Origin of the sequence: Asanoa siamensis (assembly GCF_016862555.1) — a bacterium.
Lineage (GTDB): Bacteria > Actinomycetota > Actinomycetes > Mycobacteriales > Micromonosporaceae > Asanoa > Asanoa siamensis.
The window spans coordinates 171,189-195,953 of the sequence record NZ_BONE01000002.1 but is presented as its reverse complement, the minus strand read 5'-3'; the positions used below and the strand labels follow the sequence as shown (position 1 = coordinate 195,953).

At 72.5% G+C, this 24,765-nt stretch carries 24 protein-coding genes; 14 read left to right on the top strand and 10 right to left on the bottom strand.

Features of this window, described 5'->3' with window-relative positions:
- Positions 1-4: 4 nt before the first annotated feature.
- Positions 5-298 carry a hypothetical protein gene (locus tag Asi02nite_RS02460; protein ID WP_239126417.1) on the bottom strand — a complete coding sequence of 98 codons (294 nt, stop codon included), beginning with the start codon at positions 296-298 and terminating at the stop codon, positions 5-7.
- A gap of 69 nt (positions 299-367) precedes the next feature.
- On the opposite strand from Asi02nite_RS02460, the gene Asi02nite_RS02455 reads away from it, so the two are divergent.
- Positions 368-871 carry a hypothetical protein gene (locus Asi02nite_RS02455; RefSeq protein WP_203710439.1) on the top strand — a complete coding sequence of 168 codons (504 nt, stop codon included), beginning with the start codon at positions 368-370 and terminating at the stop codon, positions 869-871.
- An 87-nt stretch (positions 872-958) separates the two neighbouring features.
- Here the strand turns inward: Asi02nite_RS02455 and pepN are convergent, their stop codons facing one another.
- Complete coding sequence (gene pepN / locus Asi02nite_RS02450; protein WP_203710498.1) at positions 959-3,511, bottom strand: aminopeptidase N; 2,553 nt, start codon at positions 3,509-3,511, stop codon at positions 959-961.
- Positions 3,512-3,722: 211 nt separating this feature from the next.
- Here pepN and Asi02nite_RS02445 point away from each other — a divergent pair, with 211 nt between their 5' ends.
- The 4 genes from Asi02nite_RS02445 (at position 3,723) to Asi02nite_RS02430 (ending at position 6,406) form a co-directional block, all read left to right on the top strand.
- Positions 3,723-4,325 carry a DsbA family protein gene (locus Asi02nite_RS02445; RefSeq protein ID WP_203710497.1) on the top strand — a complete coding sequence of 201 codons (603 nt, stop codon included), beginning with the start codon at positions 3,723-3,725 and terminating at the stop codon, positions 4,323-4,325.
- A 78-nt stretch (positions 4,326-4,403) separates the two neighbouring features.
- Positions 4,404-4,655: a hypothetical protein gene (locus Asi02nite_RS02440; RefSeq protein ID WP_203710438.1), complete on the top strand. Its 252-nt coding sequence runs from the start codon at positions 4,404-4,406 to the stop codon at positions 4,653-4,655.
- Between the two features lie 76 nt (positions 4,656-4,731).
- The gene (locus Asi02nite_RS02435) at positions 4,732-5,922 is read left to right on the top strand and encodes a DUF1015 family protein (protein WP_203710437.1); all 1,191 of its coding nucleotides are present in this window, start codon (positions 4,732-4,734) and stop codon (positions 5,920-5,922) included.
- Between the two features lie 13 nt (positions 5,923-5,935).
- The gene (locus tag Asi02nite_RS02430; protein ID WP_203710436.1) at positions 5,936-6,406 is read left to right on the top strand and encodes a ribose-5-phosphate isomerase; all 471 of its coding nucleotides are present in this window, start codon (positions 5,936-5,938) and stop codon (positions 6,404-6,406) included.
- Between the two features lie 76 nt (positions 6,407-6,482).
- Here Asi02nite_RS02430 and Asi02nite_RS42660 read toward each other — a convergent pair whose 3' ends face one another.
- Both Asi02nite_RS42660 and Asi02nite_RS02420 read right to left on the bottom strand, forming a co-directional pair.
- Positions 6,483-6,788 carry a hypothetical protein gene (locus Asi02nite_RS42660; protein WP_373312118.1) on the bottom strand — a complete coding sequence of 102 codons (306 nt, stop codon included), beginning with the start codon at positions 6,786-6,788 and terminating at the stop codon, positions 6,483-6,485.
- 376 nt (positions 6,789-7,164) lie between these two features.
- Complete coding sequence (locus Asi02nite_RS02420) at positions 7,165-8,394, bottom strand: GNAT family N-acetyltransferase (RefSeq protein ID WP_203710435.1); 1,230 nt, start codon at positions 8,392-8,394, stop codon at positions 7,165-7,167.
- 78 nt (positions 8,395-8,472) lie between these two features.
- Between Asi02nite_RS02420 and Asi02nite_RS02415 the strand changes: the two genes are divergently transcribed.
- The 3 genes from Asi02nite_RS02415 (at position 8,473) to Asi02nite_RS02405 (ending at position 11,912) form a co-directional block, all read left to right on the top strand.
- A complete protein-coding gene (locus Asi02nite_RS02415; RefSeq protein ID WP_203710434.1) occupies positions 8,473-8,994 on the top strand; it encodes a hypothetical protein in 522 nt (173 codons plus the stop codon).
- 94 nt (positions 8,995-9,088) lie between these two features.
- The gene (locus tag Asi02nite_RS02410; protein ID WP_203710433.1) at positions 9,089-10,132 is read left to right on the top strand and encodes a glycosyltransferase family 2 protein; all 1,044 of its coding nucleotides are present in this window, start codon (positions 9,089-9,091) and stop codon (positions 10,130-10,132) included.
- 4 nt (positions 10,133-10,136) lie between these two features.
- On the top strand, positions 10,137-11,912 hold the full coding sequence (locus tag Asi02nite_RS02405; RefSeq protein ID WP_203710432.1) for a glycosyltransferase family 2 protein: 1,776 nt from the start codon (positions 10,137-10,139) through the stop codon (positions 11,910-11,912).
- Between the two features lie 752 nt (positions 11,913-12,664).
- Here the strand turns inward: Asi02nite_RS02405 and Asi02nite_RS02400 are convergent.
- From Asi02nite_RS02400 to Asi02nite_RS02390, 3 genes are all read right to left on the bottom strand, one after another.
- Complete coding sequence (locus Asi02nite_RS02400; RefSeq protein WP_203710431.1) at positions 12,665-13,834, bottom strand: MFS transporter; 1,170 nt, start codon at positions 13,832-13,834, stop codon at positions 12,665-12,667.
- A 61-nt stretch (positions 13,835-13,895) separates the two neighbouring features.
- Positions 13,896-15,242, bottom strand: a complete 1,347-nt coding sequence (locus Asi02nite_RS02395; protein ID WP_203710430.1) for an MFS transporter — start codon at positions 15,240-15,242, stop codon at positions 13,896-13,898.
- A gap of 224 nt (positions 15,243-15,466) precedes the next feature.
- The gene (locus Asi02nite_RS02390; protein WP_505605056.1) at positions 15,467-16,429 is read right to left on the bottom strand and encodes a mechanosensitive ion channel family protein; all 963 of its coding nucleotides are present in this window, start codon (positions 16,427-16,429) and stop codon (positions 15,467-15,469) included.
- 303 nt (positions 16,430-16,732) lie between these two features.
- Between Asi02nite_RS02390 and Asi02nite_RS02385 the strand changes: the two genes are divergently transcribed.
- Positions 16,733-17,275 (top strand): HNH endonuclease, encoded by a 543-nt coding sequence (locus Asi02nite_RS02385; RefSeq protein WP_203710428.1) that lies wholly within the window; start codon positions 16,733-16,735, stop codon positions 17,273-17,275.
- Positions 17,276-17,281: 6 nt separating this feature from the next.
- On the opposite strand, the gene Asi02nite_RS02380 is transcribed toward Asi02nite_RS02385, so the two are convergent.
- The 3 genes from Asi02nite_RS02380 to kynU form a co-directional block, all read right to left on the bottom strand.
- Positions 17,282-18,025 (bottom strand): class F sortase, encoded by a 744-nt coding sequence (locus Asi02nite_RS02380; RefSeq protein ID WP_203710427.1) that lies wholly within the window; start codon positions 18,023-18,025, stop codon positions 17,282-17,284.
- Positions 18,026-18,030: 5 nt separating this feature from the next.
- Positions 18,031-18,552: a hypothetical protein gene (locus tag Asi02nite_RS02375; RefSeq protein WP_203710426.1), complete on the bottom strand. Its 522-nt coding sequence runs from the start codon at positions 18,550-18,552 to the stop codon at positions 18,031-18,033.
- 117 nt (positions 18,553-18,669) lie between these two features.
- On the bottom strand, positions 18,670-19,920 hold the full coding sequence (gene kynU, locus Asi02nite_RS02370) for a kynureninase (protein ID WP_239126415.1): 1,251 nt from the start codon (positions 19,918-19,920) through the stop codon (positions 18,670-18,672).
- A 31-nt stretch (positions 19,921-19,951) separates the two neighbouring features.
- On the opposite strand from kynU, the gene Asi02nite_RS02365 reads away from it, so the two are divergent.
- From Asi02nite_RS02365 to Asi02nite_RS02345, 5 genes are all read left to right on the top strand, one after another.
- Entirely contained in the window at positions 19,952-21,394 is a 1,443-nt protein-coding gene (locus Asi02nite_RS02365; RefSeq protein WP_203710424.1) for an amidase, read from the top strand.
- A 27-nt stretch (positions 21,395-21,421) separates the two neighbouring features.
- The gene (gene ctaJ / locus Asi02nite_RS02360) at positions 21,422-21,751 is read left to right on the top strand and encodes an aa3-type cytochrome oxidase subunit CtaJ (protein ID WP_203710500.1); all 330 of its coding nucleotides are present in this window, start codon (positions 21,422-21,424) and stop codon (positions 21,749-21,751) included.
- 73 nt (positions 21,752-21,824) lie between these two features.
- The gene (locus tag Asi02nite_RS02355; RefSeq protein WP_203710496.1) at positions 21,825-22,220 is read left to right on the top strand and encodes a DUF5130 family protein; all 396 of its coding nucleotides are present in this window, start codon (positions 21,825-21,827) and stop codon (positions 22,218-22,220) included.
- Between the two features lie 115 nt (positions 22,221-22,335).
- Positions 22,336-22,752, top strand: coding sequence for a globin (locus Asi02nite_RS02350; protein WP_239126414.1), 417 nt, complete (start codon positions 22,336-22,338; stop codon positions 22,750-22,752).
- A gap of 71 nt (positions 22,753-22,823) precedes the next feature.
- Positions 22,824-24,083 carry a WD40 repeat domain-containing protein gene (locus Asi02nite_RS02345; protein WP_203710422.1) on the top strand — a complete coding sequence of 420 codons (1,260 nt, stop codon included), beginning with the start codon at positions 22,824-22,826 and terminating at the stop codon, positions 24,081-24,083.
- The last annotated feature ends 682 nt before the right edge of the window (positions 24,084-24,765 follow it).

Sequence of the window (24,765 nt, the reverse complement as noted above, 5' to 3'; positions counted from 1 at the left end):
GAACCTACGCGCCGAGCCGGAGCGCCCGCAGCCCCGATGGCTCAGGATCGACCGAAGTCCCGCCGCAGCTGTCGAGGAAGTGGGTGCAGGCTTCGCTCTCGGTGGCGAAGACGCGGAGGCCGGACTTGAGACCGCGCTCCGCGTAGTAGAACTCCCAGCCGGCGTCGGTCGTCTCGGCCAGGACGTAGCACTCGTTGACGTCGCGGCCGGCGCCCAGCGAGTAGGCGTCCGGTGGGAAACCCTCGGCCCGGAGCACCTCGGCCAGCGCGGCGTGGGTCAGTCCAGCGGGGTCCGTCATGTGAGCACGCTAGCGGTCAGCGGGTTGTCGCACGCCGCTGGCAGACTCGGTGCATGACGGAGGTGCGGCGTGAGTGACGTTCGCAGGTTTCGGGTTGTCGACGACTCCGGGTTGATCGCGTTGGTCGATCATCACGCCTATCACGGGTACGTCAGTCCTGAATGGACTTACGAAACGCTGTTCGCGCGGTTCCGCGACGCCATGGGCGAGCGGCAGCTGTTGATCTGGGGAACCGGGCGCGAGGAGGACTGGATCGTCGACGTCGTCGTCGGCGGCCCCGCGCCGGCCGACTGCTTCCGGCGGGCCGTCGGGCCGATCAGGGTGACGAGCGGCCAGCTACACGTGCTCAGCTACGACTCGCTGTCGATGGCCGCGCAGTTCGACGACGTGCGACTGCCCGAGCCGCACCGGTCGCGCCAGGTCTTCGACCTGGCGCCAGGCCTCTACAGCTGCGACGTCGCACAGCTCGAGGACCCCGACTACGAAGCAACCCGCGAGCCGCACTTCGTGCTCACCCTGACCGCGAACTACAACGCCGAGCCGTGGCAAGACCCACCGTGGCACGAAGCGTGACGCGGCTCGACGGCCTGCGACCAGGTGGCCGAGGCGGCCGCGGCGCATCCCGCGTTGCCCGCCTCGGCCGTCGAGCGGATCCTCGCGCTACAGGGACGCGATGTCGCGGGCGCGGGCGCGCAATGCCCGCTCCGTCGCGTCGCGGCCCTCGCCGACCAGGCGGCGGAGTGCCGCCGGGTGGCCTGCTTCGCCGAGCCACGCGTCCGCCGCCGCGACCACCTCGTCGGTGATCGCGTAGGTCGGGTAGCCATACACGACGAACTCCTGGGCCGGCTCGCTGTCGCGCATCCCCCACACCGTGGCCGCGGAGGCGAAGTAACGCGACGCGTACGGCGCCGTCAGCTCGACCTGTGCCGGGTGTTGGAAGCCTGACAGCAGCGCCCTGTTGCGCCAGTTCGGCAGCTCCGTCGACTCCGTCAGCTGGCGCCACACCGCCGCCTTGTTGGCTGCCGTCGGGATCAGCGCGTGCGTTTCCGCCGCCTCGCGTTCGCCGCTCGAGGTGCGGTCGCGGGCCAACTCCTCGTCGATCTCCGTGGCCGAGGCCGCGCCGTTGGCGACCAGGGCGCGCAGCAGCGTCCAGCGGAACTCCGTGTCGATCGGCAGGCCCTCGGGCACGTTGTCGCCGGAGAGCCAACCCCGCAGCACCGCCAGGTGCTCGTCGGAGCGGGCCGCCGAGGCGAACGTGCGGGCCCAGGCGAGCTGGAAGCCGCTGCCCGCCGGGGCCGCCAGCATCGTCGTGCGGGCCGTGTCGGCCAGCTGCGACCAACCCGTCGGCGCCCACTCCGGGTCGCTGTAGAACGACAGCGCGCCGGCCGCCTGGCGCAGCGTCGCCGTGACCAGGTTGATGTCGGCCTCGGCCGGCAGGCCCGTCAGGGCCAGCGCCACGTAGTCGCGGGCCGCGAGCTCCGCGTCGCGCAGCATGTCCCAGGCCGCCGCCCAGCACAGGGCGCGTGCCAGCGACGACTCGAAACCGTCGATGTGCTGCACGACCGTCGCCATCGAGCGCTCGTCGAGGCGCAGCTTGGCGTAGGTCAGGTCGTCGTCGTTGAGCAGCAGCACGTCGGGGGCGCGGACGCCCACGAGCTGCGTGATCGCGGTGCGTTCGCCGGTGACGTCGATCTCCAGGCGCTCACGCCGGACCAGCGTGCCCCCGTCAGTCAGGTCATAGAGGCCGACACCGATCCGGTGGGTACGCAGCGTCGGGTAGTCGGCCGGCGCCTCCTGCATCACCACCACCGACTCGTAGGTGCCGTCGGCGGCGATGACGACCTCGGGGCGCAGCGTGTTGACCTGGGCGGTCTCCAGCCACTGGGCGGCGAACTTGCGCAGCTCGCGGCCAGACGCCGACTCGAGCTCGCCGAGCAGGTCGTCGAAGGTCGCGTTGCCCCACGCGTGCCGCGCGAAGTAGGCCCGCAGGCCGGCCAGGAACGGCTCGATGCCCACGTACGCCACCAACTGCTTGATGACCGACGCGCCCTTGGCGTACGTGATGCCGTCGAAGTTGACCTCGACCGCTTCCAGGTCGGGCATCTCGCAGTAGACGGGGTGGGTGGAGCTGAGCTGGTCCTGCCGGTAGCCCCAGTTCTTGCGGACGGAGAGGAACGTCGTCCACGCGTCGGTGAACCGGGTGGCGTTGGTGTTGCACCAGTGGCTCGCCCACTCGGCGAACGACTCGTTGAGCCACAGGTCGTTCCACCAGCGCATGGTGACCAGGTCGCCGAACCACATGTGGGCCAGCTCGTGCAGGATCGTGTTGGCGCGCTGCTCGTACTCGAAATCCGTCACCTGCGACCGGTAGACGTAGGCCGACTCGGCGTGCGTGACGCAGCCGAAGTTCTCCATCGCGCCCGCGTTGAAGTCGGGCACCCAGAGCTGGTCGTACTTCGGCAGCGGGTAACGCACGCCGAACTGCTCGTGGTAGAAGTCGAAGCCCTGCGTCGTGATCAGGTTCAGGTCGTCGGCGTCGAAATACTGAGCCATGCTCGCGCGGCAGAAGTAGCCGAGGTCGATGCCGTCGTGCTCGTAGCGGACCTCGTGGTACGGCCCGGCGCAGAGCGCGGTGATGTAGGTCGACATCCGCTCCGAGCGTACGAAATGGACGGTCTTGGTCTCCCCCGACGCGGCCTCGGAGACCTCGGCGACCGGCATGTTGGAGATGACCTTCCAGTGGGAAGGCACCGTCGCGTGCCACGTGTAGACCGACTTGAGGTCGGGCTGGTCGAAGGCCGCGTAGACCCGCTGCGCGTCGGCGGTCTCGAACTGGCTGTAGAGGTAGGTCTCGCCGTCGACCGGGTCGACGCTGCGGTGCAGGCCCTGGCCGGAGGTCGAGTAGGCGAAGTCGGCGTCGACGACCAGCTCGTTGACCGCCGCGAGGCCGGGGATCGTCAGGCCCTTGTCGGCCGCCCAGCCGCTGATGTCGACCGGCGCGCCGTTGAGTGTCGCCGAGCGCACCGACGCGGCCGCCAGCTCCACGAACGTGGTGGCGCCGGGCTCGGTGCAGGAGAACGCGACCGTGGTCGTGGAGCGGAAGGTGGGAGCGTCACCCTGCCCGGCCGAGGCCAGGTCCAGGCTGATGTCGTACGAGGTCACGTCGAGCAGTCGGGACCGCTCGGCTGCCTCCGCCTGGGTCAGGTTGCGCACGCCAGCCACAGTTCGTTCTCCATCTCGCGTCAGCGTCGACAGCGGGGTATCAGTCGAGTCTTCCATGCCCATCAGGGCCAACCACGGTAACCCACGTCACGATCCCCGCATTGTGCGGAAGGGTCCGGCAAGGGTGAACATCAGGGTACGTACCCCGACCCCCCAAAGGACAAATGCCGTGTCCGAAAACCCTGATCGTCAGTCCGTCGACATGTGGTTCGACCCCGCCTGCCCCTGGGCGTGGATCACCTCCCGCTGGCTGCTCGAGGTCGAGCGGGTCCGTCCCGTGGACATCACCTTCCACGTGATGAGCCTCGCCGTGCTCAACGAGGGCCGCGACATGCTCGACGAGAGCTACAAGAAGTTCCTGCGTACGGCGTGGGCACCGGTGCGCATCTGCATCGCCGCGGAGCAGAAGTACGGCACCCCCGTGCTCCGCGACCTCTACACCGCGCTCGGCACCCGGATCCACCCCGGCAAGCAGGAGCGGGGACCGGAGTTGTACGCGGCCGCGCTGGCCGAGGTCGGCCTCGATCCCGCCCTCGTCGAGGCCGGCGAGAGCACCGAGTACGACGAGGCGCTGCGGGCCAGCCACGACGCCGGCATGAAGCCGGTCGGCATGGACGTCGGCACCCCGGTGATCCACGCACCGGGCCCGGACGGGTCGCGGGTCGCGATCTTCGGTCCGGTGGTCACGCCCGCACCAAAGGGTGAAGCTGCCGGCCGGCTCTGGGACGGCGTGGTGCTGGTGGCGGGCACGCCGGGCTTCTTCGAGCTCAAGCGGACCCGCGACCTGGGTCCGATTTTCGACTGATCGGCCCCTTTCCGGCCCACCGATCGATTCGTTGCGTAGGGTGTCCCGCGGCACCCTACGCATCGAAGGATGTCCCCCATGTCCGACCCCGAAGAGGTCGCCCGGAGCCTCGGCGGCGCCTACTGGTCCGTCGACGAAGGTCGCTGGGAGACGCTGGCGCCCGCGCTCCCGCACGACTGCGTCGACCTGCTCGCCCCGCCGATCCTGGTGGGTGCCGCGCCCTGCGGCGTCGACGCGGTCGCGGCGCTGCCGGCGCTGGTCGCACCCCGCCGCGGCACCGACCCGACCGCGCTCGACCGGCTCGACATGCTCGTGCCGGCCACCGTCTGACCGGCGCCCGGCCATCGTCTGGGACACCGGCCGGGTGTCGGCGGTCACGTCCACGCCCGTCGGTAGCGTTTCGGACATGACGATCGTGCACCCGATCGCCCGGGCCTGGATCACCACCGGCGGCACCGGCGCGCAGAACTACGACGAGTTCGCCGACGACAGCGAGATCACCGCGATCATCGCCGACAACCCGCGCAGCGCGCTCGCGATCGAGATGCCGCACAAGGCGCCCGACGCCGCCGGCCGGTCGTTCCTGGACTCGCTGCCCGCGGCCGCGCGACGCCTCGCCGACGCCAAGGCCGACGGCAGCTACACCCCGGCCGACCGGGTGGTCGTGCTCTACCGGATCACGGCGCCCGACGAGCAGCCGGCGTACGGCCTGTGGGCCATGGTCGACACCGACCAGATCTCCACCAGCGCCGACGAGCCCGGCCTGGTGATCCGCAACGAGGACGTCTTCATCGAGAAGGTACGCGAGCGGGTCGCCCTCGCCGGGGCGGTCGGTCACCTGCTCTCCCCCGTGCTCCTGCTGCAGACCGGGCGCGGCGCGGACCTGCACGCCGCCCTCGCCGAGGCCTGCGACGCGGCCGGCGCGCCCGCCGCGACCGACCTCGACCAGGCCGGCCGCACCCACGCGATCTGGCCGGTCGGGCCGGGCGAGACCCAGGACCGGCTGACCGCGCTGGCCGGCGGCGGCGAGCTGGTCGTCGCCGACGGCAACCACCGCAGCCTGGCCGCGCAGCTCGGCGAGCTGCCCGCGTTCCTGGCCGTGATCACCACGCCCGCGTCGGTCGCGATCCAGCCCTACAACCGCCTGGTCAGCGAGCTGACCAGCACACCCGCCGAGCTGCTCGACGCGTTGCGCGCCGCCGGCGCGACGATCACGCCGGTGGACTCGCTGGAGCCCGCTTCGGTCATCGTGTACGCCGCCGGCGCCGCGCACGCCGTCACGCTCCCGCACGACGCCGGGGTCGACCGGGTCGACAACCTCGACCACGCGCTGGTCGAGCGGATCATCCTGCGCGACGCGCTGGGGCTCGAGCCGGGCGACAAGCGGATCACGTACGTCGGCGGCGACTACCCGGCGTCGTGGCTGACCGGCGAGGTCGACGCCGGCCGGGCGGAGCTGGCGATCCTGGTGGCGCCGGTGACCGTCGACGACTTCGTCGCGGTCAACCTGGCTCGGGCCAAGATGCCGCGCAAGAGCACGTGGTTCACCCCGAAGGCGCGGGGTGGGCTGGTGCTCGCCGAGGTCGGAACGCACTGAGAGACTGCTGGGCATGCGCGTCTACCTCGGCTCCGACCACGCCGGCTACGAACTCAAGTCCCACCTGGTCACCCATCTCGCGGCACAGGGCTACGACGTCGTCGACGTCGGTGCGCACGAATACGACACGGAAGACGACTACCCCGCGTTCTGCCTGCACACCGGCGCGCGGGTGGTCGCCGACAAGGGCAGCCTGGGCATCGTGATCGGCGGTTCGGGCAACGGCGAGCAGATCGCGGCGAACAAGATCAAGGGGGTGCGGGCGGCGCTGATCTGGAACCAGGACACGGCCCAGCTCAGCCGCCAACACAACGACGCCAACGTAGCCGGCGTCGGCGCCCGCCAGCACTCGATCGACGAGGCCACGGCCCTGGTCGAGGCGTTCCTGTCGACGCCCTATTCGGGTGCCGACCGGCACACCCGCCGGATCGCCGAGGTCGCGGACTACGAGCTGTCGCAGGAACTCCCGGCCCTGCCGGAGTAACCCGACCGCGCGGATCCTCGCGAACCGAGGCCGCATCCGGCGGCGCCCTCGCGCGGCCGCGCCGATCGGTGGAGGCTCAGCGGGGGCGGGCGCCCCCGCGGGGTAGGTCCTCGCGCGGCACCCAGTTGCGGCGGACGACGACCAGGCGCTCCATGGCCTCGGCGTCCTCCGCCGCGCTCGGGCGCGAGGCGTCCCGGGCGCGCATGGCGGCGGTCGGGCTCACCTGCGAGGCGCCGGAACCGACCAGGCCGCGCAGGCCACGCTCGGCCTCCCGGTCCTCGGCCGGCGGTAGGCCCCCGCGCCGCGGGCGGCTCTCCCCGCGCCTGCTCTCCCCTTGGCGGCCATCGCCGTCCGGCCCGGACCCGGGTCCTGGCTGGGCCACGCCCTGCCTGCCCGCCCCGGAATGACCCGCCCCGGACGGGCCCGCGCCGGCTTGGCCCGCCACCGACTGTCCCGGCGGGACGTGGCCCGGGCCGGGCGGCGGGTGCTCCACCCGCCCCGGCCCCGGCTGGCCGGGCCGCGGTTGGCCGCGCACCGGCGCCGGCGCCGTCTCCGTTGGCGTCGGGCGGCGCGGCGCCGGCGGCTCCGGGTCGTGGACCTCGGACGTCACCGCCGTCGGGCGGCCCTCGTCGTCGACATCGGACGGCGGCGGCGCCGTGCGGGTGGCCGGGTGGCGCAGGCGCCGGCGACGCCGTTCGTTGTCACCCATCCGCGCCTCCCGTCGATCCGCCGTGCCAAGAACCTACCTCGCGGGTACGTCAGAAAACCTCCATCCCGCCGGGCGCCTGATGCCACCCGAACGCGGTGTCGGCCGCGACCAGCGCTTCCGGAGTCAGCTCGTGCACCCGCCCGGCCCGACCCAGTGCGTGAAGCGACGTGCCACCGAGATAGACGGCGCCCAGCTCCAGCACGTCGAAGGCCAGGTCGGCCGGGTCGGTGCTGCGCTCGCACGTGGTCGAACGGCCGTCGGTCGTCACCCGCCACCGGCCGGCGTTGGCGGGCAGAATGGCGTCGGTCAGCTCGACCACCACGTCGAGCGGCGCGCGGTAGGCCCGGGCCCGCAGCGCCCCCGGTACGTCGACCACGCGTACCCACAGCCCGTCGACGAGCTGCGACTGCAGCCGGCGCGGCTCCGGGACCAGGTGCGGCAACGGCTCGTCGGGGGTGGCCATGCCGTAGGTCAGGCGGCGTGTGAGGTCGAGCGAGAACAGGAAGCGCCAGAGTGCGCGGTACGCGTCGGGGTTGGCCGCGACCACCTCGCTGACCCGGACGACGCCGTTGGGGCCGCCGTGCTCCCAGTCGCCGCGGGTACGCCAGATCGCGTAGCCGTCGACCGTCCCGCTGGTGTCCTCGTGCACCGCCGCCAGCCGCTCGGTCGCCCCGTCGCGCTGGGAGGGCAGGTCGGCGAGCAGGTAGCTCCACCAGTTGTCGTCGCGGCTCGACCAGCCCGGCCGCTGCGGCCGCAGCTCGTCGTAAAGCTTGGCCAGCTCGGACCGCAGCGTCGCGGGCGGGCCGGCCCGCAGCCGCCCCGGGGCCGGTGCGGGCAGCCCGGTGCCGGTGAGATCGGCCTCGAACTGCACGCGCGCCCCGGCGAAGCCGTACCCGAATCGGGGGTAGATCGCGGTCTCGCTGGCCCAGAGCGCGGCGATCGGCTCGCGCCCGGCGGCCGCGACGTCGCGGAGCTGGCGCTCCATCAACCGGCGCAGGATGCCCTGCCGGCGATGGGTGGGCAGCACGCCGACGCCGGTGACGTGCGCGCACGGCACGACGCCCCCGGGAACGGCCATCTCGCGGTCGAAGGAGCCGGCGTTGCCGACGATCGCCTCGCCGTCGACGGCCACGATGCCTCGCGCCGGGTCGTGCAGCGGCCGCTCGACGGCCAGCGCGTCGGGATCCTGCGTGTGGTGGAAGACGACGCCCAGCATCGTCGCGATCGGGTCGAAGTCGTCGGCGGTGGCCGGCCGCAGCTCCACAGCGGGGGAAGTCATGCCTTCTGCGTACCGGATCCGCCGTGCCGGGTCGACCGGTTTGTCGGCTCGCTACCCTGGCGTCAGAAGGGGGACGTGATGACCGACCAACGCGATCCGTGGGCCGAGCGCACCGTGGAGATGCCGCCCGGCGAGCAGAACCCGTTCCGCCGGGGTCGGGCGCAGGTGGGTCCGGCGCGGCCCGCCGACCCCGCGCAGCCGCACATCCCGACCGGCACCGGCTGGCCTGGCGACACGACCTCGATCCCCCGCCCGGTGTTCGCCGAGGAGCTGCGGCTGTTCCGGCGAGGCGCCGGGGTGATGCTGATCGGCGCGCTGTTCTCCTTCGTCTGCTGGGGCCTGTGGGCGATCTCCGACGGGGGCAACCTCGGCACCCCGGTGGCGCTGTTCGTGCTGACGGCGCTGGTGGCGCTGGGACTCTACGCGCTGGCGCGCGTCGTCGGGCGGGTCGTGCTGGAGAAACAGCTCGGCCGGGTACGGCGTTCGGCGCGCGGCGCACACCTCGTCACGGCGGTGTTCCTGGCCGGCGTCGGGATCGCGTACCTGCGGCAGATCGACTGGGTCGTCGACGCCTGGAGCTGGTTCGCCCGCATGTTCTAGCAACCTGTCCGAATGACGGGGGTTGCGAGGTTTGCCAATCGCCATACACTGACTCGCGCTTCGCGTAAGGCGAACCGCGCCAAGGGGGTGGCTGGTGGCTCTGCTGAGTGTCATCGTCCCGGTCTACCGGGTCGAGGAATACCTCGCGGAATGCCTCGACTCGATCCTCGGCCAGAGCTTCACCGACGTCGAGGTGGTCGCGGTCGACGACGCGTCCGACGACGGGTCCGCGGCGATCCTGGCCGACTACGCCGCCCACGACGCGCGCCTGCGGGTGCTGACGCTGCCGGCCAACCGGGGCCTGGGAGCCGCCCGCAACGCGGGCCTGGCCGCGTCGACCGGTGACTACGTGTGGTTCGTCGACAGCGACGACTGGCTCACCGAGGGCACCCTCCAGGCGGTGGCCGACCGGCTCGCGCAGACCGACGCCGACCTGCTGGTCACCGGGTTCGCCCGGGTCTTCCCCGACGGCCGCGTCAAGGAAAACAAGGTGAGCTGGGCCGGCCCGGCGCCGGACGTGTTCCGGATGGCCGAGGTGCCCGGGCTGATGAAGCTCCTGCACATCGCCTGCAACCGGGTGATCCGCCGCCAGTTGCTGGTCGACCTCGGCCTGGTCTTCCGCCCGGGCTGGTACGAGGACGTGGCGTTCTCCGTCCCGCTGATGATCGCCGCGGAGCGGATCACACTGCTCGACCGCTACTCGTACGCCTATCGGCAGCGCGAGGCCGGCGCGATCACGCGTACCGTCTCCGATCGGCATTTCGAGGTCTTCGAGCAGTGGGAGTTCACCTTCCGCTTCCTCGCGGACCGCGGGGCCGAGGCCGAGGAGTTGCGGGCACCGATCTTCGCCCGGGCGATCTGGCACCTGCTGCAGGTGCTCAACCACGCCGCCCGGGTGCCACAGGCAAGGCGGCGCGAGTTCTTCAGCCGGGCGGCGGCGTTCCACCGGGCGCAGCGCCCGGCGGGCGGCTACCCCCTGCCACCGGGCGACGAAGGCGCCAAGCACCGGCTGATCGCCCACAACGCATTCCTGCTCTTCGAAGCGCTGCGCGCCGGGCGCCGGATGCAGGTCCGGCTGGTCCGGCGCGCGACCCGGCCACAGGGGGCGCCGCCGCCTGTGCCGGACCCCGTACCCTAGCCCCGTGTCGTCGTCATCCTCCTGGTCGCTGCTCAACTGCCCCGCGCCCGGCAGCAAGACCGCCCGGTTCAAGCGCTGGTTCGGCGTCCGCGTGTTCCGCCTCCCGCGCCAGCGGGTCTGGATCATCGCCGCCAACCCGGGCCAGGTCCGCGAGCTGTTGTCCGCCCCGGAGTCGGCGATCCCCGCCCGATCCGTCCGGATCATGACCTACTGGCAGGCGATCCGGCCCGGCTGGTCCGGCGCCGTCGACCCGCTGCCCCGGCTGCGCCGGCACAAGGTCTCGCTGCCGCTGCGCAAGCGCGGCGTGGCCTCGATCACGTTCGCGCTGCACGAGCCGCTGCCGCTGCGCGACATCGTCCGCAGCGGGCTCAACGCGCTGCTGCCGGTGCGCCGCATGCCGATGCCGGCCAGCCCCGACGTCGCCGCGACCGGCGTGCTGCCGGCGTTCCTGCCGCCGACCGCGCGGTCGGGCGCGCTGCCGTCGCCCGACGAGATCCGCCCGACCGACGTGCTGCTCACCGACGACCCGGCGGCCCACCCCGACGCCGCGGGCGTCGTGCTGGCCAGCGACCACGCCCAGGCGGGCGGCGCGGTGCTGCTCGACGCGGTCCGGATCAACCCGCGCGGCCGCCCCGACCGCAACGCCAAGGGCGAGCTCAAGCTGGTGCTGGGCGCGCCGCAGTCCGGCCCCAAGGTGCGCTCGGGCCGGCTCGACGGCATCGGGCTCGACCAGCTCACCATGGAGATCGTCCGCCGCCGGGCGCTGGTCGACGCCACGTCCCTGTCCGGCTGGGAGGGCGACCCGGCCGGCGCCGCCGCGATGCTCGTCCAGATCGCCGCGACCGGCGCGGTGCTGAAGGCACCCGACCTGCCGCCGGCGGTGTCGAAGCTGCTCTCCCCCGAGCTGGCGACGGTGCTGGCCGCCCCGGCGCCCGACGGCTCCGACCCGGTCGCGCTCGAGGTGCACAGCATCCGCCAGCGCCGCGCCGCGCTCCGCGGCCACGCGGCCGAGCTCGTGCTGCCCCGCCTGGCGGCCGACGGCTTCCCGCAGCTCCGCGCGCTGCCGACGGTGTCGGCGATCCTGATGACCCGCCGCCCCGAGATCCTCGCGCCGGTGCTCGACGCGCTGGAGAAGCAGTCCTACCCGGAGCTGGAGATCGTGGTCGGCCTGCACGGCTGCCCGGCCCCGGAGGCGCTGACCGCGTTCGTGGCCCGCTGCGCCCGCCCGGTCCAGGTCGTCGAGGTGCCGGCGGGCGTCGACTTCGGCACGGGCCTGGGCATCGTCACGGCCCGCTCCAACGGCAGCCTGGTCACCAAGGTCGACGACGACGACACGTACGGCCCGGAGCACATCTGGGACCTGGTCCTGGCCCGCCACTACTCGGGCGCGACGATGGTCGGCAAGGGCGCGGAGTTCATCCACCTCGAGGACCGCAACGAGACGATCCGCCGCAAGTTCGGCAACCCGGAATCCTTCGCGGAGTCGGTAGCCGGCGGCACAATCATGATCGGCCGCGGCGACCTCGAGAACGCGGGCGGCTGGCGCCCGGTGCCCCGCTCGGTCGACCTGGGCATCATCACCCGCGTCAAGGCAGACGGCGGCCTGATCTACCGGACACACCCGTTCGGCTACATCTACCACCGCCGGGCGAAGGGCCACACCTGGGATCCGGGCCAGCAGTACTTCCTTGACCAGGCGGTGACGACGTGGCCGGGGCTGCCGCCGTACGCGGAGTTCGGCGTCCCGCTGGCCGCCACCAGCGTGCGAGTTTCTTCTTAGACAGCTGTTGCGGTCCCGGGTCCGCGGTGGTCCGGACCGTCGCTCCCGCCGGACAAACTCGCTGACGCGTCGAGCCAGGTCCGCGACACATCAAACCCAGGTGGCGGGTCCCTCCGGGACCCGCCACCGGCATCTCAGGATCCGACAATCGGGATCCCCCGGCGTCGTCGACGCCAGTCCGGAGAACCTGACGCCGTCCGGACCCGGCGCGACCCGACGCCGCGGCGACCGCTACGCGGCCCGAGCCCGACACGGCCTGAACCACCACGACCCCGCAGGTAACCGGAGAACCTGACGCCGTCCCGACCCTGCGCGACCCGACGCCGCGGCGACTGCTACGCGGCCGGAGCCCGACACGGCCTGAACCACCACGACCCCGCGGGTAACCGGCCGCGGCAACTCGACGCTGGCCGCCGTCACCTGCCTGGCCCCGCGCGCTGCGCCGAACTGCGGGTCGAGCTACGCGAGGAGCAGCCGGCGCCGCCCCACAACCGCCCCATTCCGAACCGGCCCGAACCCCGCCTGGTCCGAACCAACACAACCCCGCGGGACTGTGCGCCGCTCGGAGCCGAGAACCCGAACCCGGCGCGGCCGGCCGCAGGCGCGGCCCGGGTTCATCCGTCGGTCGGCTGGATGGCTTGCTCGCGGCGAACCCCTCCCCAAGCGGATCCGATCGCCGCGGAATCACGGCCGGATTCCCAGGCCAGGATTCGGAACGCGATCAACGCCGCCGAACGTCCTGGGCGCGACCGTCAGGCGTGTTGGGGCTGGCGGGGGCGGGTGCGGCTCAGGCTGATCAGGACCGTGAGGGCGAGCAGGCCGACTACCAGGGTGAAGATGCCCGCCGCCCAATGCAGGTTCGCGTATTCGATGACGATGCCCACGCCGATCGCGGGCAATGCCAAGAACGTGTAGAGGATCGCGAAGAAGGACGAGAACGCCGCACCCCGGCGTTCCGGTGGCGCGCCCGTCGCGATCGCGCGGAGGCCCGCGCTGACGCCTGTGCCTGTGGCCAGGCCCACCACGATCGCGGCCGACAGCAGGGCCGGCAGTGACGGGCCCAGGACCGCCGCGGCGATCAGGGCCGCGCCGGCGATCAGGGCTACGCAGGACGCCGGGAGGGAGACCTGGTTCGGTAGCCGGCGGTCGACGAGTTGGCCCGTGCCCGTGAAGACGAAGCCCAGGAAGACCACGAAGCCCGTCAGCGCCGGGTCGTGCTTGTCCAACTCCGTGCCCAGCAGGATGCCCGAGACCGCCGTCAGCACGCCGAGGACCGCGAAGCCCGCGCCCGCCGCGCCCGCCGCCCGGAGGAACTGGCCGCGGATCTCCGGCGGAATGGTCAGTCGCTCGAAGCGGAACGTGGCCCGGCTGCGCCGTACCGTCTCCGTGATCATCGTGAGGCCGACGAAGCTGATCGCGATCAGTGCCAGGTCGACGATCCAACTCACCCGCAGCGGGTGGCCCGCCCACTCGGCGAGGATGCCCGACAGCATCGTCCCGGAGGCGAGGCCGCCCATGTTCGCGACCAGCGCCAGGACCGGGCCGAGCCACTTGCGGTCCGCCGGCAGCTGTTCACCGATCGCGGCGGTGCCGGCGCCCGTGGCCAGGGCCGCCGAGAAGCCGGAGATCACCCGGGCGACCAGCAGCAGGGCGAGCGTGTCCGAGACCAGGAACAGCACAGCCGAGGCCGCGGCGAGGAGCAGGGCGAGCGCCAGCACCGGCTTGCGGCCGATCTGGTCGGACAGCCGCCCGAGGGTGAGCAGCCCGGCGACGACGCCCAGGGCGTACACGGCGAAAAGGATCGTGACCTCGACGGGCACGATGCCGATCGATTCTTCGTAGAGCGGGTACAGCGGCGTCGGCACCGTCGTCCCGAGCATGACCGTCCAGAAGACGAAGGCCGTTATTCCGACATTGCGCACGCCGGCCAGCCTATCCAGTTTTCGATCTTGATCGGGTGTGCTCTTCCTTACCCGCGGAGGGTCACGGCTGCGCGTGCGCCGGCCGGTGCGCCGGGCCGCGTTGGGCCGGTGGGCGGTCCTCGGCGTCCGGTTGCGACTTCGCCGCCTCCGCGATCGCGCTGTCGAACTGCTGCGGGCTCGGCCAACTGGTGACCATGACCAGCATCAGCAGCACGCCGCCGATGCTCCAGACGCCGACCACCAGCGGGATCTCGAAGCGTTCGGCCAGCACGCCCGTGACCAGGACCGCGGCGCCCTGCATGAGTTGCACGCCCGTGGCCATCACGCCGAACGCGCGGGCGCGGTAGCCGTGTGGCAGCGCCTGGACGAACAAACCGTTGGCCACCGGCATCAGGCCCGCCACCGCGAAACCGGAGATCGCCGCCAGCACCGCCACCCAGACCGGGGACGGATTGAGCAGAGCGGGCACGAGGACCAGCGGCGAGATGACCGCGAACGGCCGGACCAGCTTCAACCGGACGCCGGGTGGCACGAGCCTGGCCATGGTCAGGCCGCCGATGATGAAGCCGATCGGGTTGGCCGCCATGATCAGCGCCTGGTAGCCCCCGGCCGCCGTGCCCTGCGACTTCTCCTGCGCCCAGGCGGCGGCGAGTCCTTCGGGGACGATCGAGAACAGCATGGCCGCGAAGACGAGCAGGGCGATGCCGCGCAGCACCCGCTGGCCGAAGACGACGCGGAAACCCTCGGCGGTCTCGTGGAACAGGTTGGACCGGTCGCGGTCGGCCATCGCCGGCGGGCGGTGCCGGGTGCCGAACCAGATCAGCAGGGCCGAGGCGAGGAACGTGCACGCGTCGAGCACGATCGCGGCGCGCGGGTTGAACGCGGCGATCCCGGCGCCGAGCGCGTAGCCCACGACCTGGGCGGCCTGGCCCGTGCTGTTGTTGAGCGAGAGCCCGACGACCAGCTTGTCGCCCGGCAGGATCAGCGGCATCAGCGCCGACCGGGCGGCCTGGCTCGGTGGGTTGGCCAGCGTGGCGACGAACAGGATCACCAGCATGACCGGCACCGGCAGGCCGGGGATCACGATCAGCGCGATGAGCGCCATCCGCACGAGGTCACACCAGACCATGACGGCGCGGTACGGGTAGCGCTCGGCCAACGCGGCCAGCAGCGGCCCACCGACGAGCCAGGGCAGGTAGCTGATCGCGAACGCGGCCGCGGAGAGCGCCACCGACTGGGACTCGTGGTAGACGATGACGGTGACGGCGGCCTTCGATATGTAGTCACCCAGCCACGAGAGCGCACTCGCCGCGAAGACCGCGCGATATTCACGCTGGCCGAAAACCTCGCGAAAGGTCGCCGGCTGGTTCGGCGGTCGTGTCTCGTCGGACACTGGGTAGGCCTCCATCGCCCTCGGCAGCCCACTTGTGGTGGCCCGGACCGAGCAACGTTGTCAGACGTCGGGGGTGAAGTGAGCTTGGACGAATTCTGCCCGATCGTCTGACAACTGGCTAGGGCGAACGGGCAGGGGGTCGCTTGTCCGACTGAACGATCGGACGATACCCGACCGTTCAGTCGGCGCGCGACCCCTACCGGCACGTCCTTCGATGTGCGCAGGGCCTGTTCGGTGGGTCAGGAACCACTCTCCGGTGTGGCCGGACGCGGGAAGAGCCGGGCCGCCGCCAACTGGGCCGTGATGCCGGAGGCGGCCAGCGCCTCGGTCAGCCGGCGGCGCAGTTCGCGCCCCACCACGTACTGACCGTCCGCTGTGGTCTTGGCGATCGTCCGGATGACGGTGCCCTCGACGGTCACGGTCTCGACGCCGAGCACCTCCGGTGCCTCGACGAAGTGCTCGGCGAGCTCCGGGTCCGCGTACACCTGGGCCGCCGCCGAGCGCAGCACATCGACCGCCTCCTCGGCGTCGGCGAAGCCGATCGGCATGTCGATCATGAGCATGGCCCAGCCCTGGCTCTTGTTGCCGACCCGGATGATCTCGCCGTTGCGGATGTACCAGAGCACGCCGCGGGCGTCCCGGACCGTCGTGATCCGCAGGCCGACCGACTCGACGATGCCGGTCGCCTCGCCGAGGTCGACGGTGTCGCCCACGCCGTACTGGTCCTCGAGCAGCATGAACAGCCCGCCGAGCAGGTCCTTGACCAGGCTCTGGGCACCGAAGCCGATCGCCAGGCCGAGGATGCCGGCGCTGGCCAGCAGCGGCCCGAGGTTGAAGCTCAGCTCCTCCAGCACCATCAGCAGGGCGATCGAGAAGACGAAGGCGGTGACCATGCTGCGCAGCACGGAGCCGATGGCCTCGGCGCGCTGGCGGCGCCGCTCGGGGACCAACGCCGCGGCGTCGGAGGCGGGAGCGGTCGGGATCCGGTTGCGCAGCGGCTTGAGGATCGCCGGCACCGATCCCTCGGAGGTCGTCCGGACCAGCCGGCTGATCAGCTTGTGCAGGAGATAGCGGGCGACGATCGCGAGCAGCAGGATCGCGATGATCCGCAGGGGTTTGACGAGGAAGTAGTAGCCACCTTCGGCCGCCCAGGTCGAACCGGTCAAATCGTACATCCAGCCACAGAAGCGGTCGTCCTTCAGGCAGCTCGGCGTCGGTGCGGGGGCGGCGAAGACTGTCACACAGATGTTCGTACCGCATGGTTCCCCGGGCCGATTCGCCGGGCTCAAGGGGGCCGCAACAGGACGGAACCGACCATCTCACCACACGAAACCGAAGCTTCACTTCCCGACCCCGGATTAGTACGTGCAATCGGGTCCCCCATCAGGGACGATTGCTGCACGGGCGAAGGCAGACCGCCGGCGCCGGTCGTGGCGCACGCGCACCGCGACCTCACACGCAGATCTTGTGGAGCGGGCGAGAGAAACACCGAGAGGGTGAGCGGGATGCCTGACATACGACCGACCGTGGGCTCCGGGGTATTAGTCCTGAACGCCACCTACGAGCCCCTGTGCGTCGTGTCAGTGCGAAGAGCCGCGATCCTCGTCCTATCCGCGAAGGCCGTCTGCGTCGCCGACGGCGAAGGATTCCTGCACAGCGTCCGCCACGAGCTTCCGGTGCCGTCCGTCGTCCGGCTCACCCGCTACGTCCGCGTGCCCTACCGGGCCACCGTCGGGCTCTCGCGACGCGCGATATTCGCCCGCGACGGCTGGCGCTGCGCCTACTGCACCGGCCCCGCCGAGACCATCGACCACGTCTTCCCGCGCAGCCGGGGTGGCCGGCACGCCTGGGAGAACGTCGTGGCCGCCTGCGCGCGGTGCAACCACAGCAAGGGCGACAAGACCCCGGCCGAGCTCGGCTGGCGGCTGCGCACCAAGCCGGCGGCCCCCAAAGGAGTCGCCTGGCGGGTGCTCGGCCACCGCGCCCCCGACCCGCGCTGGGCGAGCTGGCTCGACCTGCCCGCGGAAGAAGCCGCCGAGGCCGCCTAGGCCCGGTCAGACGTCGCGCGCCGACACCAGCGACGCGAACACCACGATGTTGTCGGCGTAGCCGGTCGCGCCGCCGACCCAGCGCCCGCCGCAGGTGATCAGCCGCAGCCCCGGCCGGCTGAAGTCGCCGTGCACCCGTTCGGCCGGCACGGCCGCCTTGTCGAACCGCTCCACCGAGTCGACCTCGAACACCGCCACCGACCCGTCCCGCCGCGCCACCTCGACCCGATCACCCGGGTCCAGCGTGGACAGCTTTGCGAACACCGCCGGCCCGGTCTTCGTGTCGACGTGCCCGACCAGCACCGCGGGCCCGAACTCGCCGGGTGTCGGACCGTCCTCGTACCAGCCGGTCTCGTTGGGCTCGTCGACCGGCGGCACCGCGATCGTGCCGTCCCGCGCCAGCCCCACGTCGTGCACCGGCGCGTCCACGCCGATCGAGGTGATCGTGACCCGGGTCGGCCGGCTCGCCTCCAACACGGGGAAGTCGCGCGGCGGTGGCTGGTCGCCCGAGCCGAACCAGTCCGGCATCGAGAGCGCGAACCCGCCGGTCGCCTGCCCCAGCCCGAGACCCGAGAGGAAGACCCCGAGCAGGACCAGGACCACGACTCCGGGTACGCCCAGCGGCGAGGTGCGCCGCGCCGGCGCGGTGGGCTCGACCAGGCGCGCCGACGCCGGGGGCGGTGGTGCGCTCGCCCCCGGCAGCCGGAGCAGGTCCCGGACGACCGGGATCCGCTCCTCGTCCTCCGACATCGCGGTCAGGCCAGCCGCCGGCGGCGCCGCAGCGTCACCGCGAGCCCGGCACCGGCCACTACCGCGCCCAGCCCGCCGGCCAGCGCCAGCGTGCCGTCGCCGCCGGCCGAACCCGAACCCGCCAGCCCGCCGCCGCCTGTGTGCGGGCCGTGGGACGGCCGCGACTTCGCGATCACCCGCAGCTTCGTCTCCGCGTGGCCGCTCTTCGCGCAGACCAGCTTGACCTCGTACTCGCCCTCGCGGGTGTCGGCCGGCACGGTGGCCTCGCCGGTCAGGAAGCCCCACTTCGGCACGAGCACGACCTCACCGAACGCCTTCGAATGCGCCTTGGCCTCGTCGACCCGCTCCTTGCAGCTCGCCTTGATCTCGATCGGCTCGCCGGCCTGGACGGTGCTCGGGCTGACCTCGATCCACGTCCCTTCGGCTGTGCCACCCGCGTCCGGGGCCGCGCCACCGGTGGGCGGGCCACCGGGGGCCGGCGCCCCCTGGGCCGCCGCACCCACGAGCAGGATGGTCCCGGCGGTCACCGCTGCCCCAGCCAGCACGATCCGGTTAAGCGCGGCAAACGAAACGATAGACACGAAAGCCCCCCTCCGCCTGGGGAGACGATAACTCCGCCTATCGCCGCAAAAGGCCGGAACCGGTCAGGTAACCCGAGAACGATTCGCGGAAAACCGGCGCCAGGACCCGGCTTCCATGATCGTCCGGAGCCGGTCGAAGCCCTCGTGCACCTCGACGAACCGGGTGTAGAGCGGCGCGAAGCCGAGCCGGAGCCGGTCCGGGGTGCGGTAGTCCGGGATCACCGCGCAGTCCCGCAGCGCCTGGCTGATCTGCCAGGCGGCCGGATGGTGCAGCGTCACGTGGGCGCCCCGGCCCGACCGTGGCGAGGCCAGCGCGAAGCCGTGCGGCGCCAGCCACTCGTCGTACAGCTCGATCGCGAAGTCCCCCAGCGCCGTGCCCTTGGCGAAGATCCGCTCGATGCCGGCGGCCGCGGAGAGCTGGACGCCGCACTGCGCCGCGTAGCCGCCGAGCACCGGCGGGGTCCCGACCAGGAACCGGTCCACCGACGGCGCCGGGTCGTACGCCGGCCCCATCGCGAACTGGTCCCGCTGCCCGAACCAGCCCCAGATCGGCTGGCGCAGCTCACCCTGCAGATCGGCGCGGACGAACAGGAACGACGGCGCGCCGGGGCCCCCGTTGAGGTGCTTGTAGGTGCAGCCGACCGCGAGGTCCACCCCCGCTGTGCGCAGCGGCACCGGCACCGCGCCCGCCGAGTGGCACAGGTCCCAGAGCACCAGCGCACCGGCCGCGTGCGCGGCGGCGGTGATCGCCGGCAGGTCGGCGATGGCGCCCGAGCGGTAGGCGACGTGCGACAGGCAGACCAGCGCGACGTCGTCGTCGAGCGCCGCACGCACCGCGGCGAGCGTGACGCCGGTGTCCAGGTCGGACGGGATCACCCGCAGCGTCATGCCGCGCGCCGCGGCCACGCCTTCCAGCACGTACCGGTCGGTCGGGAAGTTGTCGTCGTCGGTGACGATCACCCGCCGGTCGGGCCGCGCGGCGCAGGCCGCGCTCGCGAGCTTGTAGAGGTTGACGCTGGTCGAGTCGCCGAGCACCACCTCGCCCGGCGCGGCCTCGACCACGCCGCCGGCCAGCAGGTCACCCACCTCGCGGGCGAGCCCGATCCAGCGGTCCCAGCCGCGCACGAGGTCGACGCCCCACTCCTCGTCGACTGCGGCGCGGAGGCGGGTCCGGGTGGTCTTCGGCAGCCGGCCCAGCGAGTTGCCGTCGAAGTAGACGAGGTCGGGCTCGTCGATGACGAACTCGTCGCGGAAGGCGGCCAGCGGGTCCTCGGCGTCGAGACGGCGGGCCTGGGAGAGGCGATCAACGGGCACGCGGACACCGTAGCCGGGCAGGATGGAGGGCATGGCGGACCTCCACGACCTGACCGCCCTCGAACAGGGCGCGTCGATCGCCCGCGGGGAGCTGACCAGTGCCGAGCTGGTCGACCACTACCTGACCCGGATCGCCGCGTTCGGCGACCAGGTCGGCGCGTTCGTGACCGTGACCGCGGACCAGGCGCGCGCCGAGGCGGTCGCCCTCGACGTGGCCCGGCCGGCGGCGACCGGGCCGCTGCACGGCGTGCCGACCGCGATCAAGGACCTGACCCTGACCGCAGGCGTACGCACGACGTTCGGCTCCGCCGCGTTCGCCGACTTCGTCCCGCCGGTCGACGCCGACGTGGTGACCTACCTGCGCGCGGCGGGCACGGTGTCACTCGGCAAGACGACCACGTCGGAGCTGGGCAGCTCATGCCACGCCGAGAGCCTCGTCGCTCCCCCGGCCCGCAACCCGTGGTCGCCGCGCCACACGGCCGGCGGGTCGAGCGGCGGCGCCGCGGCCGCCGTCGCCGCCGGGCTGGTCCCGGTCGCGCAGGGCTCCGACGGCGGCGGCTCCGTGCGCATCCCGGCGGCGATCTGCGGGCTGGTCGGCTACAAGCCCAGCCGCGGCCTGGTCTCCGGCGGGCCGCTCGGGTTCGCGGGCTTCGGGCTGCCCACCCACGGCGCGATCGCCCGCACGGTGACCGACGCGGCCGCGTTCCTCGACGCGATGGCCGTGCCGACGATCGGCGAGCCCTACCTGGCGCCGCCCGCGCCGGGCGGTGGCTACCTGGGCGCCGCCCGCACCGCCGCGCCCGGTCCGCTGCGGATCGGCTGGTTCACCACGCCGATGCTGGTCGACACCGAGGTCGACCCGGCCTGCGTGGCGGCGGTCCAGGCCGCGGCGAGCGCGCTGGCCGGCGCCGGGCACGACGTCGAGCAGGTCACGGCGCCGCTCACGCCCGACATGTGGCCGCTGTTCGAGACGCTCTGGTACGTCCTCGCGCTGGCCCCGATCCCGCCCGCACTCGAACCGTCGCTGCTGCCGTTGACGCGCTACCTGCGGTCCCGCGGCGAGACGGTCAGCGCGGGGCAGCTCATCGCGGTGCTGAGCGAGCTGCAGACCCGGGTGCGGCACGGGCTCGCCGGGCTGGCCGGTTACGACGTGTTGCTCTGCCCGCCACTGGCGGTGCCGCAGGCCGAGGTCGGCTGGTTCACCGCGGCGGAGGATCCCGCGGCGGACTTCGACCGGCAGCGGCGCTTCTCCCCGTACTGTGCGATCTTCAACGTGACCGGGCAACCCTCGGTGACCGTGCCGACCGGCGCGACCACCGACGGGCTACCGGTCGGGGTTCTGTTGAGCGGGCGCTTCGGCGACGACGCGCGGCTGCTGGCCGCGGCGGCGCAGCTGGAGGGACTCGCCGGGCGTGGTGATCGCCACCCGGCGATCTGGACGGACGCGCCCTCCGCTACCGTGAACGGCGTCTAGCCGGCTGGCTCGAAAGGTGCGTTGGCGTTGTCAGTTACCGAGACGGTGCTCTACTTCGTCGTCATTCCGGCGGCCGCCGTACTGGTGATCGCCGGCCTGGCGGCAGCGGGCGGTGGCCCGCGTCCGAAGCGTTACCGGCCGGGTCGGCCCTACGACTTCCGGCCGGTCTGGTTCCTCTCCGCGCCGGAGCTGCTCTCCCACGCGCCCGAGGAGCCGGACTCGCACATGATCGAGGCCGGCGAGACCCGTGCGCTGTCCACCGCGGGCGCCACCTACGGCGGCCCGGCGGGTGCGATCGAGCCGGTGCCGTCCGCGGCGTCGGCGGGCAAGGTTGGAGGCGCAAGTGACCGCTGGTGACCGCACGCCGGGGCCGCTGCTCGCACGCGAGCCCGACGAGGCTCCGTCCGAGGCCGCGCAGCACCGCGCGGAGCTGATCGAGGAGGACCGCTACGGTCAGCCCGAGGTGCTCCAGGGCCCCTTCAACACGCGCCAGCTCCTCCGCCTCGACGAGGCGCTGCGCACCGCCGACCGGGCGACCGGCCTCACCTTCTCCGTCTACGTCGGAGAGTTGGAGGAGCCGGTCCGCGACCACGCCGAGCGGATGCACCAGCAACTGCCCAACGTCGCGTCGGCCGTGCTGATCGCGGTGAGCCCCAACCAGCGGGTGCTCGAGGTCGTCACCGGCGGCGACGCCCGCCGGCGCATCCCGGACCGCGACGCCAAGCTCGCCGCCCTCTCGATGGTGGCGGCGTTCGGCGGCGGCGACCTGGCCGGCGGCATCATCAGCGGCCTCGACCAGCTCGCCACGCGCGCCGGTCGCTCCTGACGCTCGTTCGACGAAGGCCCGGCCGACTCCGGCCGGGCCTTCGTCGTACCGTCGTGCCGCACGGCACAGTCGTGCGTGAATGGATCTCGGATTCCCGCCTGGCAGGATGGATAGCGTGACGCGACCCGGAGCCGACCAGCCGACCTTCTACGACCTCGTGGGCGGTGAGCCGACCTTCCGCAAGCTGGTCGCCCGCTTCTACGAGGGCCTGGCCGACGACCCGCTGCTCCGGCCGCTCTACCCCGAGGAAGACCTGGGCCCGGCGGAGGAGCGCCTGCGGTTGTTCCTGATGCAGTACTGGGGCGGCCCCAACACCTACTCCGCCTCCCGCGGCCACCCCCGCCTGCGCATGCGGCACGCCCCGTTCCGGGTCGGCCCGGCGGAGCGGGACGCCTGGCTGCGGCACATGCGGGACGCGGTCGACTCGCTCGACCTGCCGGCCGATCAGCACCAGACGCTCTGGGAGTACCTCGAGCGGGCGGCGTACTTCATGGTCAACACGATGGACGACGCGGGCACAAATCCGACATAAACGCGTCGCGGGGACTTCTCGGTCGTTGATCCGCACGACCACCGCAGCCTCACCCGAGGAGCCCCGCCCGCATGCGTCGCCGAATCATCGCCGCCGCCGTGCTCGTCGCCGCCGGGATCGCCGGCGTGCTCCCCGCCGCCGCCGACGTGGCCCAGCCCACGGTGGTGTCGCCGAACCCGGTCGACTTCACCCCGCACGCCCTGGACGGCACCGTCCGGGCGATCGCGGTCGTGGGCCGGACGGTGGTGGTCGGCGGCACGTTCAGCACCGTCACCGACGAAGGCACGATGCGGCCACCCCAGCGGCGGCCGTACCTCTTCGCCTTCGACGCCAAGACGGGCGTGATCCGCGGCAACTTCGCCCCCCGGGTCGACGGTTCGGTGTACGCGCTGGCCGCGGGCCCGGACAACACCGTCTATGTCGGCGGCGCGTTCCGCACCGTGAACGGCGTCGAGTCGCGCGGCCTCGCCCGCCTCTCGGTCTCCACCGGCGCCCGCGTCCGCCCCTTCGACGCGGAGATCAACTGGGGCGACGTGCGTACGCTCGCCGTCTCGGGCAAGCGCCTCTACGCCGGCGGCCCGTTCTCGTCGGTCAACGGCGTGCCCCGGGCCGGCCTGGCCCGCCTGGACGGCGTCACCGGCGCGGTCGACACCGGCTTCGACGCGAAACTGGCGGCCAAGGACATGGCCCGGGTCCGGGTCGAGGACATGGCCCTGTCCCCCGACGGCCGCCGCCTGGTCGTCACGGGCGCCCTCACCCACGCGGGCGGCCAGCCCCGCTTCCAACTCGCGATGCTCGACGTGTCGGGCCCGAAGGCGCTGGTCGCCAACTGGTACACGGACGCGTTCCGCTCACAGTGCGACCAGTCGCTCGACACGTACCTGCGCGGCGTCGACTTCTCCCCGGACGGCTCATACTTCGTCACGGTGACGACCGGCGCGCTGACGGGTCCGGGCAAGATGTGCGACGCGGCGGCCCGCTTCGAGAGCGCGGGCAAGGGCGCGCACAAGCCGACGTGGGTCAACCAGACCGGCGGCAACACGCTGTTCTCGGTGTCGGTGACGGGCAGTGCGGTCTACGTCGGCGGCCACCAGCAGTGGCTGGACAACCCGCACGGCAAGAAGACCAAAGGCCCGGGCGCGGTCGACCGTCCCGGCATCGGCGCCATCAACCCGCGAACGGGCAAGGCCCTGCCCTGGAACCCGACCCGCAGCCGAGGCGTGGGCGCCCGCGCGATCGTCGCGACGACGACCGGCCTCTACGTGGGCTCCGACACGGACAAACTCGGCAAGGAGTACCACGGCAGGATCGGAATGTTCCCGCTCCCCTAAACCCCGGACCACCGCGGTCCGGGTCCGCGCTGGCCCGGTCCGCCGCTCCACCGCAGCGAGATCTTGGTACCGCATTGCCGCCCCAACAACAGCGTTGTACCAAGATCCCGCTCCCTGAAGCACGAATCACTGTGGTCCGGGGGTCCGCGGTGGTCCGGCCGTCGCTCCCTCCGCTCCACGACAGCGAGATCTTGGTATCGCAATGCCGCCCCAACAACAGAGATCTACCAAGATCCTCACTGGGCGATGCGAAGCGCGGCCGCTGCGCGGCGAGGTCGGGTCCCGCGGCACGCCGGACTACGGCGGCACGGCTCCGGCCGCACGCCGGACTACGGCGGCACGGCTCCGGCCGCACGCCGGACCAAGGCGGCGCGGCGGACTAAGGCGGCGCGGCGGGCTGCGGCGGCGCGGCGGGCTGCGGCGGCGCGGCGGGCTGCGGCGGCGCAGCAGGCTGCGGCGACGGGAAGGGCTTGCGCCGGCGGCAAGGCTTGCGGCGGCGGGTTTCGGTTGTGGACCGCGGGCCTGGCAGGGACGGGCCCCCTCGGGCCCGGCCCGGTGTCCGGCGGGAGCGACGGTCGCGCTCACGACGGACCCGGGACCGGATCTGGATCCTCGCCTTTGAACCGGATCCTCGCCGTGAACTGGATCCTCGCCTTTGAACCGGATCCTCGCCGTGAACTGG

Excerpts from the sequence above, each read along its gene's own strand:
- Asi02nite_RS02460 (WP_239126417.1), bottom strand. The coding sequence starts at position 298 with ATGACGGACCCCGCTGGACTGACCCACGCCGCGCTGGCCGAGGTGCTC.
- Asi02nite_RS02445 (WP_203710497.1), top strand. The coding sequence starts at position 3,723 with ATGTGGTTCGACCCCGCCTGCCCCTGGGCGTGGATCACCTCCCGCTGG.
- Asi02nite_RS02440 (WP_203710438.1), top strand. The coding sequence starts at position 4,404 with ATGTCCGACCCCGAAGAGGTCGCCCGGAGCCTCGGCGGCGCCTACTGG.
- Asi02nite_RS02435 (WP_203710437.1), top strand. The coding sequence starts at position 4,732 with ATGACGATCGTGCACCCGATCGCCCGGGCCTGGATCACCACCGGCGGC.
- Asi02nite_RS02430 (WP_203710436.1), top strand. The coding sequence starts at position 5,936 with ATGCGCGTCTACCTCGGCTCCGACCACGCCGGCTACGAACTCAAGTCC.
- Asi02nite_RS02420 (WP_203710435.1), bottom strand. The coding sequence starts at position 8,394 with ATGACTTCCCCCGCTGTGGAGCTGCGGCCGGCCACCGCCGACGACTTC.
- Asi02nite_RS02415 (WP_203710434.1), top strand. The coding sequence starts at position 8,473 with ATGACCGACCAACGCGATCCGTGGGCCGAGCGCACCGTGGAGATGCCG.
- Asi02nite_RS02395 (WP_203710430.1), bottom strand. The coding sequence starts at position 15,242 with ATGGAGGCCTACCCAGTGTCCGACGAGACACGACCGCCGAACCAGCCG.
- Asi02nite_RS02385 (WP_203710428.1), top strand. The coding sequence starts at position 16,733 with ATGCCTGACATACGACCGACCGTGGGCTCCGGGGTATTAGTCCTGAAC.
- Asi02nite_RS02380 (WP_203710427.1), bottom strand. The coding sequence starts at position 18,025 with ATGTCGGAGGACGAGGAGCGGATCCCGGTCGTCCGGGACCTGCTCCGG.
- Asi02nite_RS02365 (WP_203710424.1), top strand. The coding sequence starts at position 19,952 with ATGGCGGACCTCCACGACCTGACCGCCCTCGAACAGGGCGCGTCGATC.
- Asi02nite_RS02345 (WP_203710422.1), top strand. The coding sequence starts at position 22,824 with ATGCGTCGCCGAATCATCGCCGCCGCCGTGCTCGTCGCCGCCGGGATC.